Source organism: Jatrophihabitans sp. (assembly GCA_036399055.1).
GTDB lineage: Bacteria > Actinomycetota > Actinomycetes > Mycobacteriales > Jatrophihabitantaceae > Jatrophihabitans_A.
Genome location: DASWNX010000025.1, coordinates 38,320 through 54,869, shown reverse-complemented (window position 1 = coordinate 54,869; position 16,550 = coordinate 38,320). Strand labels below are relative to the sequence as shown.

Annotated in this window: 16 protein-coding genes; 9 read left to right on the top strand and 7 right to left on the bottom strand. The window is 67.4% G+C overall.

What is annotated here, in order from left to right:
* Positions 1-182: 182 nt before the first annotated feature.
* From VGB75_09570 to VGB75_09535, 8 genes are all read left to right on the top strand, one after another.
* On the top strand, positions 183-656 hold the full coding sequence (locus VGB75_09570; protein ID HEY0167280.1) for a DUF2243 domain-containing protein: 474 nt from the start codon (positions 183-185) through the stop codon (positions 654-656).
* A gap of 14 nt (positions 657-670) precedes the next feature.
* Complete coding sequence (locus VGB75_09565; protein ID HEY0167279.1) at positions 671-1,501, top strand: cytochrome c oxidase assembly protein; 831 nt, start codon at positions 671-673, stop codon at positions 1,499-1,501.
* A 176-nt stretch (positions 1,502-1,677) separates the two neighbouring features.
* Complete coding sequence (locus tag VGB75_09560) at positions 1,678-2,817, top strand: zinc-dependent alcohol dehydrogenase (protein ID HEY0167278.1); 1,140 nt, start codon at positions 1,678-1,680, stop codon at positions 2,815-2,817.
* A 10-nt stretch (positions 2,818-2,827) separates the two neighbouring features.
* Positions 2,828-3,409: a hypothetical protein gene (locus VGB75_09555; GenBank protein HEY0167277.1), complete on the top strand. Its 582-nt coding sequence runs from the start codon at positions 2,828-2,830 to the stop codon at positions 3,407-3,409.
* Positions 3,410-3,463: 54 nt separating this feature from the next.
* Positions 3,464-3,997, top strand: a complete 534-nt coding sequence (locus tag VGB75_09550; protein ID HEY0167276.1) for a GNAT family N-acetyltransferase — start codon at positions 3,464-3,466, stop codon at positions 3,995-3,997.
* 126 nt (positions 3,998-4,123) lie between these two features.
* Positions 4,124-5,017, top strand: a complete 894-nt coding sequence (locus VGB75_09545; GenBank protein ID HEY0167275.1) for an SIMPL domain-containing protein — start codon at positions 4,124-4,126, stop codon at positions 5,015-5,017.
* Positions 5,018-5,144: 127 nt separating this feature from the next.
* Positions 5,145-5,501 carry a hypothetical protein gene (locus VGB75_09540; GenBank protein ID HEY0167274.1) on the top strand — a complete coding sequence of 119 codons (357 nt, stop codon included), beginning with the start codon at positions 5,145-5,147 and terminating at the stop codon, positions 5,499-5,501.
* A 269-nt stretch (positions 5,502-5,770) separates the two neighbouring features.
* Complete coding sequence (locus tag VGB75_09535) at positions 5,771-6,586, top strand: class I SAM-dependent methyltransferase (GenBank protein HEY0167273.1); 816 nt, start codon at positions 5,771-5,773, stop codon at positions 6,584-6,586.
* A 48-nt stretch (positions 6,587-6,634) separates the two neighbouring features.
* Here the strand turns inward: VGB75_09535 and VGB75_09530 are convergent, their stop codons facing one another.
* The 5 genes from VGB75_09530 to VGB75_09510 all read right to left on the bottom strand — a co-directional run bounded on the left by VGB75_09530 (position 6,635) and on the right by VGB75_09510 (position 11,623).
* Entirely contained in the window at positions 6,635-7,297 is a 663-nt protein-coding gene (locus VGB75_09530) for a response regulator transcription factor (GenBank protein ID HEY0167272.1), read from the bottom strand.
* Positions 7,276-9,000, bottom strand: coding sequence for a GAF domain-containing protein (locus VGB75_09525; GenBank protein ID HEY0167271.1), 1,725 nt, complete (start codon positions 8,998-9,000; stop codon positions 7,276-7,278). Before VGB75_09525 ends, VGB75_09530 begins: the two co-directional genes overlap by 22 nt.
* Before the next feature lie 131 nt (positions 9,001-9,131).
* A complete protein-coding gene (locus VGB75_09520; GenBank protein ID HEY0167270.1) occupies positions 9,132-9,629 on the bottom strand; it encodes a pyridoxamine 5'-phosphate oxidase family protein in 498 nt (165 codons plus the stop codon).
* A gap of 36 nt (positions 9,630-9,665) precedes the next feature.
* A complete protein-coding gene (locus VGB75_09515) occupies positions 9,666-10,727 on the bottom strand; it encodes a nitroreductase family protein (GenBank protein HEY0167269.1) in 1,062 nt (353 codons plus the stop codon).
* A gap of 23 nt (positions 10,728-10,750) precedes the next feature.
* Complete coding sequence (locus VGB75_09510) at positions 10,751-11,623, bottom strand: universal stress protein (GenBank protein ID HEY0167268.1); 873 nt, start codon at positions 11,621-11,623, stop codon at positions 10,751-10,753.
* Positions 11,624-11,979: 356 nt separating this feature from the next.
* Between VGB75_09510 and VGB75_09505 the strand changes: the two genes are divergently transcribed.
* Complete coding sequence (locus tag VGB75_09505) at positions 11,980-12,957, top strand: hypothetical protein (GenBank protein HEY0167267.1); 978 nt, start codon at positions 11,980-11,982, stop codon at positions 12,955-12,957.
* On the opposite strand, the gene VGB75_09500 is transcribed toward VGB75_09505, so the two are convergent.
* Both VGB75_09500 and VGB75_09495 read right to left on the bottom strand, forming a co-directional pair.
* Positions 12,958-14,064 (bottom strand): acetate/propionate family kinase, encoded by a 1,107-nt coding sequence (locus VGB75_09500; GenBank protein ID HEY0167266.1) that lies wholly within the window; start codon positions 14,062-14,064, stop codon positions 12,958-12,960. It lies immediately after the preceding gene.
* The gene (locus VGB75_09495) at positions 14,064-16,445 is read right to left on the bottom strand and encodes a phosphoketolase family protein (protein HEY0167265.1); all 2,382 of its coding nucleotides are present in this window, start codon (positions 16,443-16,445) and stop codon (positions 14,064-14,066) included. The genes VGB75_09500 and VGB75_09495 overlap by 1 nt, the downstream gene beginning before the upstream one ends.
* Positions 16,446-16,550 lie beyond the last annotated feature (105 nt).

The window sequence follows — 16,550 nt, the reverse complement described above, 5'->3', positions numbered from 1 at the left end:
CATCTCCTTCGGCGCCGCAGCTGTCCGCCTGCGGCAGGCGCACCTGGCGCTTTCAGCATCACCCGCGAGATGCTCACCGAATAGGGCCGAAGGTCTCCTTGAGGAGTCTGCAGTTCCAGCACCCGACACACGGCTGCGACGGTGGACGTAGGGTCGTGAGGACACCGATCAAGGGGGCACGGATGGCGCAAGCTGCTTCTCGCTTCGAGCGGGTCACGGTGTTGGGACACAAGTCGTACTGGTCGGCGTTCCTCATCGGCGTCGCCGTGCTGGCCGGTGTCGACGAGATCGTGTTCCACCAGGTGCTGGGCTGGCACCATTTCTATGACAATTCGACCCCTGACATCGGCTTGCTCTCCGACGGCCTGCTTCATGCGGTCGAACTGGTCGCTCTGGTGGCTGGATTCTTCCTGCTGGCAGACACGCGGCGCAGGAACACGTTTTCTAACATTGCGGCCTGGGCAGGCTTCTTCACCGGAGCAGGGGTATTCCAGCTTTGGGACGGGGTCATCGATCACAAGGTCCTGGGCGTGCACCAGATACGGTACGACGTCGAAATCCTGCTGTACGACCTGGCGTGGAACGCCTCCGCGGCGGCGCTGCTGGCAATCGGGGTCGCGCTGACCGTCGTGGCGTCTCGGCGCCGCACCGGCTGAAACGCCGCAAGACTGTGCACGCCCATCATGGCCACGCCGGCTTCGACCCGGGCTTGCCGCTGGCGCTGCTGCTCGGCACTGCCGCGGTGCTCTACCTCGCGGCCGCCGCCTCCCAGCAGCGAGCCGGCCGACGCCCCTGGCCGGCCCGCCGGGTGATCTCCTGGCTGCTGGGGATCACGACCATCGCGGCGGCGGTGATCGGCCCGCTCGCCGACGCGGCACAGCATGACTTCGCGGCGCACATGGCGGCCCACCTTCTCCTCGGGATGCTGGCTCCGCTGTTGCTCGCGCTGTCCGCCCCGATCACGCTGGCGCTGCGCACGCTCGACGTCAGGTCTGCTCGCCGCCTTTCCCGATTCCTGCACTTGCCGATCGCCCGGTTCCTGACCCATCCGGCGCCGGCGGCGCTCATCAACGCCGGCTCGTTATGGGCGCTCTACGCCACCCCGCTCAGCACCGCGACGCTGGGTGACCCACTCCTGCACCACCTCGTGCTGGCCCACTTATTTCTCGCCGGCTACCTCTTCACCGTGTCGATCATCGGCATCGACCCCGCGCCGCACCGCGCGAGCTTCCGGTTGCGGCTGGTCGTGCTGGTGCTGGCCATCGCCGCCCACTCGATCCTGGCCAAGCACATCTTCAGCCACCCTCCCGGCCGAACCTCACCCGCCCAGGCCGAGCAGGGCGCGATGCTGATGTACTACGGCGGCGACCTGCTCGAGCTCGCCTTGGTCATGCTGTTCTGCGCTCAGTGGTACCGGGCCGCGCGTCCGGCAGCGGCACAGCTCACCGCGACGCGCAAACCCGTTGGCCGTGACCGTGACGTTCACAGGAGTAGGACATGAGCAACGCCGAGGCGCTCTCGCGCCCCATCGGATAGAGGCGCGCCGCCTCCGATGGCGCCTCTCCGCGGCGCAGGGTTAGGGTGAAGACGCGGTCGGCAGTCCAGAGGTCAAGCAGCGACATCTCCAGGACTGAGCCTCGACGGACCGCTTTCCTGCAGGGGGTCACATTGCGAGCCATGGTGTATCGCGGGCCGTACCGGATCCGGGTCGAGGAGAAGGACATCCCGCCCATCGAACATCCCAATGACGCGATCGTGCGGGTGAGCCTGGCGGCCATCTGCGGATCGGATCTGCACCTTTATCACGGCATGATGCCCGACACCAGGGTCGGCATGACCTTCGGTCACGAGTTCATCGGCGTCGTCCACGAGGTCGGCCCCTCGGTGCAGAACCTCAAGCCCGGCGACCGGGTGATGGTGCCTTTCAACGTGTACTGCGGATCCTGCTTCTTCTGCGCGCGCGGCCTCTACTCCAACTGCCACAACGTCAATCCGAACGCCACCGCGGTCGGAGGCATCTACGGCTACTCCCACACCTGCGGCGGTTACGACGGCGGCCAGTCCGAGTTCGTCCGGGTGCCCTTCGCCGACGTCGGCCCCAGCGTCATCCCCGACTGGATGGACGACGAGGACGCGGTGCTGCTCACCGACGCGCTGGCGACCGGTTACTTCGGCGCCCAGCTCGGCGACATCGTCGAAGGTGACGTCGTGGCCGTGTTCGGCGCGGGGCCGGTGGGGCTGTTCGCGGCCAAGTCGGCCTGGTTGATGGGCGCCGGCCGGGTGATCGTCATCGACCACCTGCAATACCGGCTGGACAAGGCGCAGAGCTTCGCCCACGCCGAGACCTACAACTTCACCGAGTACGACGACATCGTCGTGCAGATGAAGAAGGCCACCGACCACCTGGGCGCAGACGTCGTCATCGACGCGGTGGGCGCCGAGGCCGACGGCAACTTCCTGCAACATGTGATGGGCACGAAGTTGAAGTTGCAGGGCGGCTCGCCGGTCGCGCTCAACTGGGCGATCGACTCGGTGCGTAAGGGCGGCACCGTCTCGGTGGTCGGCGCGTACGGCCCGATCTTCAGCGCGGTGAAGTTCGGAGACGCGGTGAACAAGGGGCTGACGCTGCGGATGAACCAGTGCCCGGTGAAGCGGCAGTGGCCACGGCTGTTCGAGCACATCCGCAACGGCTACCTCAAGCCCAGTGACATCGTCACCCACCGCATCCCGCTGGAGCACATCGCCGAGGGCTACCACATCTTCTCCGCCAAGCTCGATGACTGCATCAAGCCGCTCATCGTCCCGAACGCCGCGTAGGGAGCAACCCATGGTCTACACGCCAGCCAAGCCGCCGCTACCGGTGTCGATCGAGGAGCTGCGGGCTCGCATTCCGGGTTGGGGCGCCGACCTGGACCCCAAGGACCGCCCCTCGGTGCCGCGGGAACGCCTCGATCCCGGCGCGAGCGGCGCCCACTGGGACTTTCCCGAGCGCCAGGAAGAGAAGTGGCCCCGGGAACGATCGATCGAGCACGCCTTTCTCACGCCGGTCTTCGGCACGTCCTGCCCGCCCACCGGCCTGTCCGGAGTGATCCGCAAGTACGCCTACCGCCGCTACAGCGAAGCGCGGGCGGCCCACTGGCTGCTCCTGATTTTCGCCGACCGGGTGAACTCCGTGGAGGCCAACCTGGCCTCGATGGTGAGCAGCCGGCCGGACAACCCGGTGACCGAGACCGGCGTCCTGAGCGAGTTCTCCCATCACGGCTTGTCCTCGCGCCTGGGCAAGAATCGCGCCGACGTCAAGCACCAGTGGCTGGACCCGGTCATCGTCGGGGCCCCGTGGGTGCTGCGCGGCCTGCTCGGTTACCGGCTGGCAAGGGCCACGGTGCGGCGGGTGCGGCGTTCGCGCTAGCGCCCTCCGGGCCCGATCCGCGCTCGGCGGCGGCCGGACGCAGAGGGGGCCGGCATGACCAAGCTCGTCCTCGCCCACACCGGCCAGCTGGACCCAGCCGACCTGACAGCGGCCCATCAGCTGCTCCAGGAGGTCTTCGCCGGAGAGCTGACCGAGCAGGACTGGGAGCATTGCCTCGGCGGAGTGCATGCCCTGCTGTGGGAGGACGCTGAGCTCGTCGGGCATGCCGCCTTGATCCAGCGACGGCTCCTGCACAACGGCCGGGCGTTGCGCACCGGCTACCTCGAAGGCGTAGGGGTGCGGGGGGCGCAGCGGCGGCGCGGACACGGCGCGGCGATGATGGCCGCGCTGGAACGGGTGGCGCGAGGCGCCTACGAGCTGGGCGCCCTGGGATCGACCGAAGAGGCGGCGCCCTTCTACGCCCGGCGAGGCTGGCGTCCCTGGCAAGGACCCACCTCGGCGCTCACCCCGACTGGCGTGGTCCGGACCGAAGAGGAGGACGGCTGGATCTACGTCCTGCCGATGTCAGCGGCACTCGACCTCCGCGGTGAGCTCACCTGCGATTGGCGTGACGGCGACGCCTGGTGAGGCTGGACGATTCAAGCGGCCCTTCAAGGCAGGCACTGACCGCGCAGCCGATCGCAACGTTATGGCAGGCCCAGGTCATCTAGGTGGTAACCAGCACGCCCACCGCACCTCGCCTGGAGGACCGACATGCTCACCGTCACCCGCACCGCCGTCCCGGTCGTCGTCGCAGGCCTGCTGCTCACCGCGTGCGGCGCCGGCAAGGACCGCCCGGCGCCCCTGGACACCGCGCCGATCGGCGCGAGTGTGATCGGCGCCCCGGAGCCGATGGGCGCGGGAGCGTCGATGGGAACGGCGAAACCGATGGGGTCAGCAGGTGGGGACGCCGCGGCGCCAGTGGCTGTGACCGGCCAGATGGCGGCCGCGGCGCCCATGGCAGCGGCGCCGGCCAGCACGCCCGTGACGATGGACGCCCACACCATCACCACTCGCGGCGTGGGCAAGGTCAGCGCCACCCCTGACACGCTCGTGATCATGATCGGCGTCTCGACGCAAGGTTCCAGCGCCAAGGCCGCGCTGGCGGACAACAACGTCAAGAGCAACGCCCTGCTCGACCTGCTGCGAGCCAAGGGCATCGCCGCCAAGGATCTGCAGACTCGCCAGTTGAGCATCAACCCGACCTACACCGACAAGTCGACGATCTCCGGCTACCAGGTCGACAACATGGTGCAAGCGCGCTCAGGCGACATCGCCGGGGCCGGCGCGCTGATCGACGCGGCCGCCGGCGTCGTCGGAAACGCCGTGCGAGTGCAGCACATCTCCTTCTCGGTGGGTGAGGACAGCGCGTTGCGGGCTCAGGCCCGATCCGCGGCTGTCAACCAGGCCAAGGCCCAGGCAGCGCAACTGGCCAAGGCGGCCGGCGTCACCCTCGGCCGGATCAGGTCCGTCACCGAGTTGGCAGACGCCGGTCACCCGATCAGCTATGACATGCGCTCGGCTGCCGGCGCCGCGGAGTCGACGCCGCTTCAGCCCGGCCAGCAGGAGTTGACCGTCTCGGTCGACATCGTCTACGACATCGGCTAAATCATACCCTACGTTGTTGCAATGTAACGGCTGCGCCGCGATGCTTATCCCTTCATTGACTGGTAATTAACAGCCGAGGAAGGTCATATCTCCAGGCATCTGCCGCTCAATCAGTCGGGGAGAACTCATGCGAAAGCTTGTGACTGTCGTTATTGCCGCCCTGCTGTTCCTGTCCCTCGGAGCTAGTCCTGCTTTCGCGGGAACCAACGGGCCCATCGTGAGCACCGATGGCTCCACCGCCAAGTTCTTCGCCGACGGCGACTACTTCCACATCTGTGACACCGACTCCGACGGCGACTCGGTGTATGTGAGCTTCTACTACTCCGGTAGCGGCGGCGATATCCGGCTGAACTGGACGGGCGGCGCCGGCACCTGCGTCAATCGCACGTACAACATCGGTGAGGGCAAGGCTGTTTACTACAAGAGCTGTCAAGATGACGCGTTCACCGACACCTGTAGCGGTTATGTCAAAGGGACTGCTTGACCGCCGTTGACAATTGAGTAGCCGGTTCATCGCTCCACGCCCGAATGCCTTGGCGGGCGTGGAGCGATTGGCCTGGTGTCCCGAAGTGCCGAACGGCGGCTCGTCATCGCGTCGCGGTCCAAAATCCATTGAAACCGCTCGTGTGATCCCGACTAATGCACGTGGCGTCCGGCTTGGACCTTCCCGTGGGGGGGGTGAGTCGCCGGGGCCGGCCTTCGCCAGCAGAACAGGGTCTAGGCAATGCTTGCGGCGTGAGCCATGATCTTGGGATGAGCACCGACTCCCAGTGGCTGGCCACTGATTCCCAGTGGCTGGCCACCATGCCCGAGGTGTACGACAAGTGCCTGGCGCCGGCGTTGTTCGCGCCGTTCGCCGCACAGCTCGCCGCATCGGTCGCCACGCTGGCCCCCGGGCGGGTGCTCGAACTCGCCGCCGGCACCGGCGCCCTGACGGCCGAACTGGTGCGGGTACTTCCCGACGCCGAGATCACCGCCACCGACCTCAACCCCGCGATGGTGTCCTGGGCCGCGGCCAGGATCCCCGGACCGACCTGGTCGCAGGCTGACGCGCAACGGCTCGACCTCCCCGACGGCGGCTTCGACCTGGTCGTGTGCCAGTTCGGGGTGATGTTCTTTCCGGACAAGCCGGCCGCGTTCGCCGAGGCGGCGCGGGTGCTGGCGCCAGGCGCGACATTGCTGTTCACGGTGTGGGACGCAGTGGAGGCCTCAGACTTTCCCGCGGCCCTGGTCGACAGCCTCGCCGCGGTCCTGCCCGGGGACTTGCCGGACTTCGTCGTCCGGGTGCCGCACGGCTACGGTGATCCGGTCCGGATCACCGCGGACCTGCACACCGGCGGGCTGGTGGTCGACAGCATCGAGCGGGTCGTGCTGCGCGGCAGGTCGACCGCTCAGGCGCTCGCGGAAGGATTCTGCCTGGGAACGCCGCTGCGCTTCGCCCTGCAGGAGCGGGGCGAGCTGGAGGGTCTGACCCGCTCGCTACGGGAAGAGATGATCACCAGACTCGGCGACGGGCCGGTGGAAGGCGACTTGGCGGCGTACCTGGTGAGCGCCCACAAGCCGTCCTAGAACCGAGGCGTCGCCCCCAGTCGAGATCCTCCCACGACAGCCGCTGGATCACCTACGCTTCAATTCCGAGCCGAAGACGGCGGCCTGGGTGCGTCGTTGCATTCCGAGCTTGGCCAGCAGCCCTGACACGTAGTTCTTGACCGTCTTCTCCGCCAGGAACAAACGCTCACCGATCTGCCGGTTCGTCAGCCCGTCCGTGATCAGATTCAGGATGTCGCGCTCGCGCTCGGTGAGCCCAGCCAGTCTCGGATCCTGCTCTTTGCCCTGGCGCAGTCGCTGCATCACCCGCTCGGTGACCGTGGGGTCCAGCATCGAGCGGCCTGCCTTCACCTGCCGGATGCCGTCCAGCAGAGACGATCCGCGGATCTCTTTCAGCAGGTACCCAGATGCTCCAGCCATCACCGCGGCGAACAGGGCGTCATCGTCGTCATAAGAGGTGAGGATCAGGCACCCGATATCGGGGTAGGAGGACCTGATGTCCCGGCAGACATCGATGCCGCTCCCGTCCGGAAGCCGGCCGTCGAGCAACGCGACATCCGGCCGGACGGCCGGTATCCGTCGAAGCGCCTCAGCTGCGGTGCCGGCCTCCCCCACCACCTCCATGTCGTCAGCGGCCGACAGCAGGTCAGCGAGGCCGCGCCGGACGATCTCGTGGTCGTCGAGCAGGAAGACCCTGATCGGTGTCACGCTCAGCTCAGTGCTATCTGCCATCGCAGCTGTGTCCCCTTATCCGGCGTGCTCGTCACGGTCATCGATCCGCCGCGTAGCAGCGCGCGCTGCTCGAGGTTGTCCAGACCGCTGCGCCGGGTGGTCGCGCCGATGCCGACACCGTCGTCGCTCACCTGGAGGCAGAGTGCGTCAGCAGACACATCGAGGAGGACATTGACGCTATCGGCCTGCGCGTGCCTGGCCACGTTGCTCAACGCCTCGCGCAACACGGCGCTGAGCTCATCGGCCAGTGCCGGGCCCACCAACGAGTCGACCGGCCCGACGAAACGCACCGTCGGATCGGAGGCGAGCTGCCCGGCCTGGTCAGCGATGACCTGGATCAGTTGGGTGCGCACCGTGGCTGACGCCGGAGCCAACGATCCGCGCAGGTCGAAGATCGACGTGCGGATCTGACGGATCGTGTCATCGAGGTCGGTGACGACCTGTTCCAGCTTGGCGGCCGTGGCAGGGTCACGCTCACGGGTCTGCAGGCTCTGCAAACTCAGCCCGGCGGCGAACAGCCGCTGGATCACGTGGTCGTGCAGGTCCCGGGCGATCCGATCCCGGTCTTCCAGCAGAATCACCCGTTGCTGGTCAGACCGCGCGTCGGCCAATTCCAGCGCCAGCGCCGCATGGTTGGCGAAAGCCATCGCCATCTGAAGATCACTCTGCGTGAAGCCGCGCCGGCCGCTCAGCCGGACAACCAGCAGGCTGCCCCGCGGCTTGCTCGATCCGGCCAGCGGCAGTGCCATCACCGCACCTGCTGTCACGACGTCACGCATGTTCAATGTGAAGTCGTCCTGCTTGTCGATGTCCTCGATCAGGATCGGCTCACCGGTGTCGATCGCCGCACCGGCCACACTGCGGTGAGTGGAGTAGGTCAAGCCGGTCAACCTGTCAGCCGAGACACCGGTCGCGACCTCGACCATCAGGTCACCCGGAGTGGCAGCCGGCAGGACCACGGTGACCACGTCGGCGTCGGCCAACTCCTGAACGCTGCGCGCGATCACGCTGAGCGGGTCCTCGCCCGAATAGGCAAGCAGCTGTTGGGTGACCTCGGCTGATGCCTGCAGCCAGCGCTGGCGCCGGTTGCCCTCCTCGTAGAGGCGGGCGTTCTCGATCGCGATGGCCGCCGTCCCGGCGATAGCGGTGATCAGCTCCTCATCGTTCTGGGTGAAGTCACCAGAACGTCGACCTGTGAGATACAGGTTCCCGAACACCACGTCCCGCACCCTGATGGGAACGCCGAGGAAACTGCTCATCGGCGGGTGATGGGCGGGAAAGCCGACCGAGCGCGGATCGTCGGAGATCTTGTGCAGCCTGATCGGATGCGGGTTCTCGATCAGGGCGCCCAGCAGGCCGAGCCCTTTCGGCAATGACCCGATCCGGGCCGCTGTCTCTTCGTCGATGCCCTCATGCACGAACTGCTCAAGGCCGCCGTCGGGACCTATCACACCCAGGGCGCCGTATCGCGCGTCGACCAACTCGCAGGCGGCTCTCACGATCTGCCTGAGCACTGCCGGCAACTCCAGATGCCCCATGATCGCTTCGTTGGCGGCCAGCAGCCCGTTCAACTGCACCTGGACGGCCCGAACATCGTTGGCCCGCGACACCAGCTGGTCGAGCAGATCGGTTAGGCCGAGTTGAGGGGCATTGTCGAGAGATGTCTCGAACTTGCTGTCAGCGCCGTCTGGGTGGTCGGTCATGCCCGAATCGCCGTCCCCACCGGTGTGATTGTGTAGGTGCAGCCTAGTCTCCCGACCGGCTAATGCCTATCCACCGAACTCTCGTGGTGTGCCGGGCGGATCGGCGGCGGGGCAGAAGCGGACTCGAAGGGTCACTCAGACGCGACACGAGGGACATCCACCAGTGGCATGTACCAGCTGGCACGGTCGGCGATGGAAAACCGCCGGCCGGTGACCTCATCGACAACGATTCGGATGAGGTGATGCTTGGGGCTGGTGTGCCAGGGGAACAGCGGAAGGGCCGTGGTGTCCAGCAGCTCGTGCAGCTGCGTGACCTCTTCGGCGCGGCCCTTGGCCACCACGCTCCATGCCTGGCCAGCCGCGGCATCGACACCATCGGCCTCGAACGCGACCCGGGGGCCGTTGAGAGCAGCGGTCAGCTTGGTGCCCGGCGCTGTCCGGAAGACCACCGTGCCGTGATCGACGAGGAAGGTGACCGGGAATATGTCCGGCTCACCGTTGACGACGAGGCCCAGCCGGCCGGTCTCCACCGCCCGTAACAGCGCCCAGCAGGCGTCTGGTGACAGGGCGGGACTGCTGCAGTCTTGTTCGGTACCCATGGATTCATCGTCCTCCTGCGGCTCGCTCACGGCGAGGGCCAGAATCCCGTGCCGGTCAGCTGGCGATCAGGCCGCACCGGCCTGCGGGTGCTGCCGAAGCACATCGACCAACTTGCGGCGCCGAGTGACCGGTGTGGCCGGCGCCCGGCCCACCCGCAGCAACACGTGTGGCTGCATGCTCAGACCCAACTCCGAGCGCAACAACTGCCTGGTGGCAGGCACTTCGACGACCTGGGTGAACAGGCTCATGGCGTAACCGGCGCGGGTGACCTCCAGCCAGACCCGCTCCAGCGCCTGACCGGCCCGCAGCCAGCTCACCGGGTCATCTTCGTCACTGCCGAGCAGCAGGAGGCACTCAGCTCCGCTTGACCGGGTGTGCTCAGGCAGGCCGCCGTCCTGATGAGCGCCGTAGTCGCGGATCCGAACCAGGTCCCCAGCCGGACCTCGGCCATGGGGAACCGTCGCGAACGCCACGCCATCGCTGCGGTGCGGGTCGTCGGTGGCCCAGGCCCGCAGCTCGGCGCGGTATCGAGGATCGGCGTTCTCGATGGCGTCCGCGCGTCGGCTGAGCACCGCGGCGGCACGCCGGTGCGCTGGTTCGTCGATCATGACGAGCCGGCCGCCCTCGCGGTCGGCGGCCTCGATCAGCACCTCGACGAGCTGAGGAGGAACCGGGTCATCGGCGAACTCCCGCCGGTTGGTCCGCCGGAGCCCCAACACCGGGTCCAACATCGCCAGGCTCAGATCACCGTCAGAGCAGCTGGTGAGCTCGGCAAGCAAGTCTGGCCGGCTGGAGTCGGCTGGCCACCGCACAGTCACCGGGTAGCCGTCAGCCGCCAGTGAGACCCTGGCGTTGAGCACCGCGCAGCCACAGCTGATGATCAGCTGCCTGCGGGCGGGGTCCAGCATGCGCAGTTGCCGGCTGAAGTCGGCATGGATCGCCAGCGCACCACTACCGATCACCAACTGCCATGGCTGGGTGTTGTGCACCGAGGGCGCCAATGTCGCGCGCACCGCGGCCCGGCGCAGCGCCTCGACTGCGATCGTCGGGTTCGGCTTGCTCAGCCAGGCCAGCTGGCCGGACGGTGTCATCTCTTCTTCCAGCCTCTCGATGCTAGGTGCGCGCATGGGCACGGGTGGCGGGCCCGTCGTTATTCGCAGTGGGACGGCACTACTGCCACCGGGCAGAGCGCGTGGTGCAGCACGCCCTGGCTGACCGACCCGAGCAGGGTCCCGGCGAGCGCGTGCCTGCCCCGGGTGCCGACAACCAGCAGGCTCTGGCCGACCGAGTCGGCGACGAGACCGGGCACCGGGTTGTCGTGGATGACACCGGAATGCACCTCGACGTCGGGATACTTCTCCCGCCAGCCCGCCAGCGCCTCTGACAGCCATGACTCGGTGTTGCGGAAGGACCGACGGGCATGCTGCCAGGGTCCGAAGGTGAAGTGGTCGTTCCAGCACAAGACGGCTTTCAGCGGCAGCCGATGCCTGCTCGCGTGATCGAAGCCAAAGGCAAGCACCGTCTCGGAATCCTCAGTGCCGTCCACGCCGACTATCACCGCTGCCTCTTCGGCCGGATCGCCGGCCGGAGCTCGGAGCACGATGACCGGGCACTGCGCCCGCGCGGAGACCGCCGCAGCCACTGAGCCGAGTACGACTGATCCGAAGGTCTTCAGCTGACGAGAGCCGAGCACCAGGACCATTGCGTGGCTGGACTCAGAGAGCAACACCGGCACCGCATCGCCTTCGACGGCAGCCGATTCCACTACTAGACCTGGGGCGAGCACGTCGGCTTGCTCGCACGCCTGCCACAGCGTGCTCTCGGCGTGCCGACGCAGCTCCTGCAATTCGATCCCCGTCTCCTCGTAACCCATCTCCACTGGGCCGGGAAACACACTGCGATAAACGCAGACCAGGCGCAGCGTGGTGGCCTGCGCCCGCGCCTGCTCGATCCCCCACCGCAGTGCTAGGTCGCTACTGGATGAGTCGTCGATTCCTACGACTACAGGTCCCATGTCAAGCATGTCAGACTCCTTGTCCCGATTCATTCGCGCAATGACGTGAGGTTGGCCCGCGACCTTCCGGTACGGGGAACAGATCCAGATTCGCCGTGAAAGCGCCCTGTCGGTAGGGCCGATAGTCCTGTCGGCCGGCGGTGGCGCGATCACTTTCGCACCCGCTCTCAGGCCACGGGACGTTCGACCCTGTCGCCCGGGCGTGGTTGGGCGCAGGCTTGGCGTTGGAGGCACTGGCTGAACCGTCGAGCGCCGGCCCCTGAACAAAGGAAGCTGTCATGGCACACCCCGCCGCCACTGCATCGGAATCGACCCAACGTGAGCCTGGCTCACCGGGGCCGTTCCGACGCGACACCATCGAGCCTGTGATCGCGACCGCAAACCGGGCGCCTTCGATCCACAACACCCAGCCGTGGCTGTGGCAGCTGCATTCGGATCACTTGTCACTGCGCGCTGACCGGAGCCGGCAGTTGCAGGTCGCCGATCCGGATGGGCATTCGTTGCTGATCAGCTGCGGCGCCGCCCTGGTCCTCACCGAACTCGGCCTTCGGGCCCTCGGTTGGCAGATCGAGACTTCCCGGCTTCCCGACCCCTCCGATCCTGACCTGATAGCTGAGTTCAGAGCGGTCGGGCAGAGGCAGATCTCAGCCCGGGACCTGGAGTCGCTGGCAGCCGCCGAGCGACGGCACAGCGATCGGCGGCCGTTCGACAGACACGAGGTCAGTCCGGAGATCATCGAGGAATTGCGCGCTGTCTCATCAGGCGGCGGCGTCCACGCTGACTTCCCCGCGCGCCAGGAACAGCTGGTCAACCTTGCCGTCGCGATCAGCTCGGCCGATCGCAGCGAGATCGAGGACAGCGAGTACGTCGCCGAGAGAGATCGTTGGGTGCGTGACTCCGACGCCCACCCCGACGGGGTGCCTGCCAGCGCGATACCGCACGTGCCGGCCAGCCACCCCCGGCACACGGACGTGCCGTTACGAGACTTCGAGACCGGCGTCTCCGGCCGGCTGCTGATCGAGCGCGATGTCGACGAGCGGCCTGCCATCGCAGTGCTGCTGACGCAGTCCGACTCCCCCTTGGAGCACCTGCGAGCCGGTGAGTCCATGATGTGGTTGATGCTCCAGGCCGAATTGCGGGGACTGGTGACCTGTCCGTTGAGTCAGGCCGTGGATCTGGTGGCGTTCCGGAGCCGGCTCAAGATCCTGATGGGCTGGCAGGGTGTTCCGCAGATGATGCTTCGGATCGGTTACCCGCCAGCCCACGCCGCGCAGGCGCCGCGGACCCCCCGCCGTCCGGTGGTTGACGTCCTCGATGTGGCGCCTGACGTGCGGCAGGCCTGATCATCTCAGCCGCTCGGCGGCGCGCAGCGCGCTGACCTCACGCACCATCTGCAAGTCCTCCCTGGCTTCGATCACCAGCACCCGGACGGCGCCGACGCCGATGTCGCGGTCGCTGTCATCGGATGCGCCACCGGCGCAGTCGCGTTCGGGATCGACGGCGACACCGAGGTGGCCGAGCCGGTTGCTGACCTCGGCGCGCACGGACGTGGAGTTCTGCCCTACTCCACCGGTGAAGACCAGCACGTCCAGGCCGCCGGCCGCAGCTGTCATGGCGCCGATGGTGGTGACCAACCGGTGCACGTACACCTCGAAGGCTGCGGTGGCCCGCTCCTCCCCAGCAGCGCGCCGCGATTCAACCTCACGCAGATCGGCGGTGCCCGCCAGCGCCAGCAGGCCGGACTCGTTCTCCAGTGCCTCGGCGATCGCGTGCGGCGCCAAACCCTCGTGCTCGGCCAGCCAGAGCAGCAGGCCCGGGTCCACCGAACCTGACCGGGTCGCCATGACGACCCCTTCCAGCGGCGTGAAGCCCATCGAGGTGTCGACACTCCTGCCCCCGAGGACGGCGGTGATCGAGGCGCCCGCGCCGATGTGGCAGCTGACGATCCGGAGCTGGTCCACCGGCCGGTCGACCAGCTGGCCCGCGCGCTCAACGCAATAACCATGGCTCAAACCGTGAAATCCATACCGGCGGATGCCGTGATCAACCCGCCATCGCTGCGGTATCGCATACGTGGCGGCCTTGGCTGGAATGCTGGCGTGAAAGGCGGTGTCGAAGCACGCGTAGGCAGGTGTCTCAGGCAGCTCCGCGCGGACGGCGGCGATGGCCGACAACGACTTGGGTTGGTGCAGCGGCGCCAGGTCAATCAGTGACCGCATCTGCTCTAGCACCTGATCATCGATGGCTACCGGCCCGCGGAACAGTCGCCCGCCGTGCACCACCCGGTGCGCCACCCAGTCCGGCGCCGGCCAACCCGCCAGCGTGTCCCGGAGCTGCCCGCTCGCTCCTGGCAGCGCCGGCAGGTCGACACTGGCCAGCACTGCCTCGTCCTCGCCGAGCAGCCGCAGCTTCAGGCTGGAGGAGCCGGCGTTGACGATCAGGGCGCTCATCAGATGGGCATCTCGGTCTCGCTGTTCCCTGGCCACACCCAGCCCGCGATCGCCGGGTCGTCCTCGCCGTGCTCGCGAGTGTAGGCGCGGGCGGCCAGCCGGGCGTCGGCCATCCGCTGCCGGAGCACAGCTGCCCTGCTGCCCAACGAGGGGACCCGGTCGATGACGTCGATGACCAGGTGAAAGCGGTCGAGGTCGTTGAGCATCACCATGTCGAACGGGGTGGTGGTCGTCCCTTCCTCCTTGTAGCCGCGGACGTGGATGTTGGCGTGGTTGGCGCGCCGGTAGGTGAGCACGTGGATCAGGGAGGGATAGCCGTGGAAGGCGAAGATCACCGGCTTGTCCGGGGTGAACAGCCCGTCGAACTCGCGGTCGGGCAGTCCGTGCGGGTGCTCAGTGGCTGATTGCAACCGCATCAGGTCCACGACATTGATCACCCGCACCCTGAGGTCGGGCAGGTGCTGGCGCAGCAGGTCGGCGGCTGCCAGGGTCTCCAGGGTGGGCACGTCTCCGGCGCAGGCCAGCACCACGTCGGGCTCGCCGGTGGTGTTGCCCGCCCATTCCCAGATGCCGAGGCCGCGGGTCGCGTGCGCGATCGCCTGCTCCATGGTGAGGTAGGTCAGGGTCGGCTGCTTGCCCGCCACGATGACGTTGACGTAGTCGCGGCTGCGCAGGCAGTGATCAGTCACTGACAGCAGGGTGTTGGTGTCCGGAGGCAGGTACACCCGGACGATCTCGGCCTTCTTGTTCACGACGTGGTCGAGGAAGCCGGGATCCTGGTGTGAGAAGCCGTTGTGGTCCTGGCGCCAGACGTGTGATGACAGCAGGTAGTTCAACGACGCGATGGGACGCCGCCACGGGATCGCCCTGCTGGTCTTGAGCCATTTGGCGTGCTGGTTGAACATCGAGTCGATGATGTGGATGAAGGCCTCGTAGCAATTGAACAAGCCGTGCCGCCCGGTCAGCAGGTAACCCTCCAGCCAGCCCTGGCACAGGTGTTCAGACAGCACTTCCATCACCTGCCCGTTCGGGTCCAGGTGCTCATCGCCCTCGACCACGGCCGCGTCCCAGGCCCGGCCGGTGGTGCGGAACATCCCGCCGAGCCGGTTGGATGCGGTCTCGTCGGGACCCATCACCCGGAACCGGTCCCGGTTGGCCGCCGCGATGTCGGCCAGGAACTCTCCGAGCACCCTGGTCGCCTCGTGCGTCTGGACGCCGGGCGCCTTGACCTCCACGGCGTAGCCGCGGAAGTCGGGCAGCTCCAAGTCGCGCAGCAGCAGGCCGCCGTTGGCATGCGGGTTGGCGCTCATCCGGCGCTGTCCGGTCGGCGCCAATCTGGCCAGCTCGGGCGCCAGCCGGCCGTTGGCGTCGAACAGCTCTTGCGGACGGTAGCTGCGCAACCATGCCTCGAGCTGGCGGCGATGCTCTGAATTCGCCCGGGTGTTGGCCAGCGGAACCTGGTGGGCCCGGAAGGTGCCCTCGACCTGCTGGCCGTCCACCACCGCCGGGCCGGTCCAGCCCTTCGGCGTGCGCAGCACGATCATCGGCCAGCGCGGCCGGCTGCCCTGCGCGGACGAGCCCGATCGTGCCTGGTGCTGGATCTCGGCGATCTGCTCGATCACCTGATCCAGGGTCGCTGCCAGCTGCTGGTGCACGGCGAATGGCTCGTCACCCTCGACGAAGAACGGCTCGTAGCCGTAACCGGTCATCAACGCGGCCAGCTCGTCGTGCTCGATTCGGGCCAGCACGGTGGGGTTGGCGATCTTGTAGCCGTTGAGGTGCAGGATCGGCAACACCGCGCCGTCGCGCGCCGGGTTGAGGAACTTGTTGGAATGCCAGCTGGCTGCCAGCGGGCCGGTCTCGGCCTCCCCGTCGCCGATCACGCAGGCGACCAGCAGGTCGGGGTTGTCGAAGGCCGCGCCGAAGGCATGCACCAGGGAGTAGCCCAGCTCACCGCCTTCGTGGATCGAGCCGGGGGTCTCGGGGGCGACGTGGCTGGGAATGCCGCCGGGGAAGGAGAACTGCCGGAACAGCGCCTTGAGTCCGTCGATGTCCTGGCCGATACCTGAGTACACCTCGGTGTAGGCGCCCTCCAGGTAGGCGTTGGCCACCAGGCCCGGGCCGCCGTGTCCCGGACCGGTGATGAAGAGGGCGTTCAGGTCACGTTGGATGATCACCCGGTTCAGGTGGGCGTAGAGCAGGTTCAACCCGGGTGTGGTCCCCCAGTGGCCGAGCAGCCGAGGCTTGATGTGCTCAGCTGCCAGCGGTTGGGTGAGCAGCGGGTTGTCCAGCAGATAGATCTGGCCTACCGACAGGTAGTTGGCTGCCCGCCAGTAGGCGTCGATCAGTCGTAATTCATCATCATTCAATGCCTGATGCATGGGGCAGACCTCGGTTCGGCTCGTAGCAGCTTGATGGGCAGCCCATCGGTGAAGGTCGGTGGTGGGCTCCGGCGCGGCGACTGCCTGCCCGCCGCGCGGCCTCAA

Coding starts and splice junctions, on each gene's coding strand:
- VGB75_09570 (HEY0167280.1), top strand. CDS start 183: ATGGCGCAAGCTGCTTCTCGCTTCGAGCGGGTCACGGTGTTGGGACAC.
- VGB75_09560 (HEY0167278.1), top strand. CDS start 1,678: ATGGTGTATCGCGGGCCGTACCGGATCCGGGTCGAGGAGAAGGACATC.
- VGB75_09555 (HEY0167277.1), top strand. CDS start 2,828: ATGGTCTACACGCCAGCCAAGCCGCCGCTACCGGTGTCGATCGAGGAG.
- VGB75_09550 (HEY0167276.1), top strand. CDS start 3,464: ATGACCAAGCTCGTCCTCGCCCACACCGGCCAGCTGGACCCAGCCGAC.
- VGB75_09545 (HEY0167275.1), top strand. CDS start 4,124: ATGCTCACCGTCACCCGCACCGCCGTCCCGGTCGTCGTCGCAGGCCTG.
- VGB75_09540 (HEY0167274.1), top strand. CDS start 5,145: ATGCGAAAGCTTGTGACTGTCGTTATTGCCGCCCTGCTGTTCCTGTCC.
- VGB75_09535 (HEY0167273.1), top strand. CDS start 5,771: ATGAGCACCGACTCCCAGTGGCTGGCCACTGATTCCCAGTGGCTGGCC.
- VGB75_09530 (HEY0167272.1), bottom strand. CDS start 7,297: ATGGCAGATAGCACTGAGCTGAGCGTGACACCGATCAGGGTCTTCCTG.
- VGB75_09525 (HEY0167271.1), bottom strand. CDS start 9,000: ATGACCGACCACCCAGACGGCGCTGACAGCAAGTTCGAGACATCTCTC.
- VGB75_09515 (HEY0167269.1), bottom strand. CDS start 10,727: ATGCGCGCACCTAGCATCGAGAGGCTGGAAGAAGAGATGACACCGTCC.
- VGB75_09510 (HEY0167268.1), bottom strand. CDS start 11,623: ATGCTTGACATGGGACCTGTAGTCGTAGGAATCGACGACTCATCCAGT.
- VGB75_09500 (HEY0167266.1), bottom strand. CDS start 14,064: ATGAGCGCCCTGATCGTCAACGCCGGCTCCTCCAGCCTGAAGCTGCGG.
- VGB75_09495 (HEY0167265.1), bottom strand. CDS start 16,445: ATGCATCAGGCATTGAATGATGATGAATTACGACTGATCGACGCCTAC.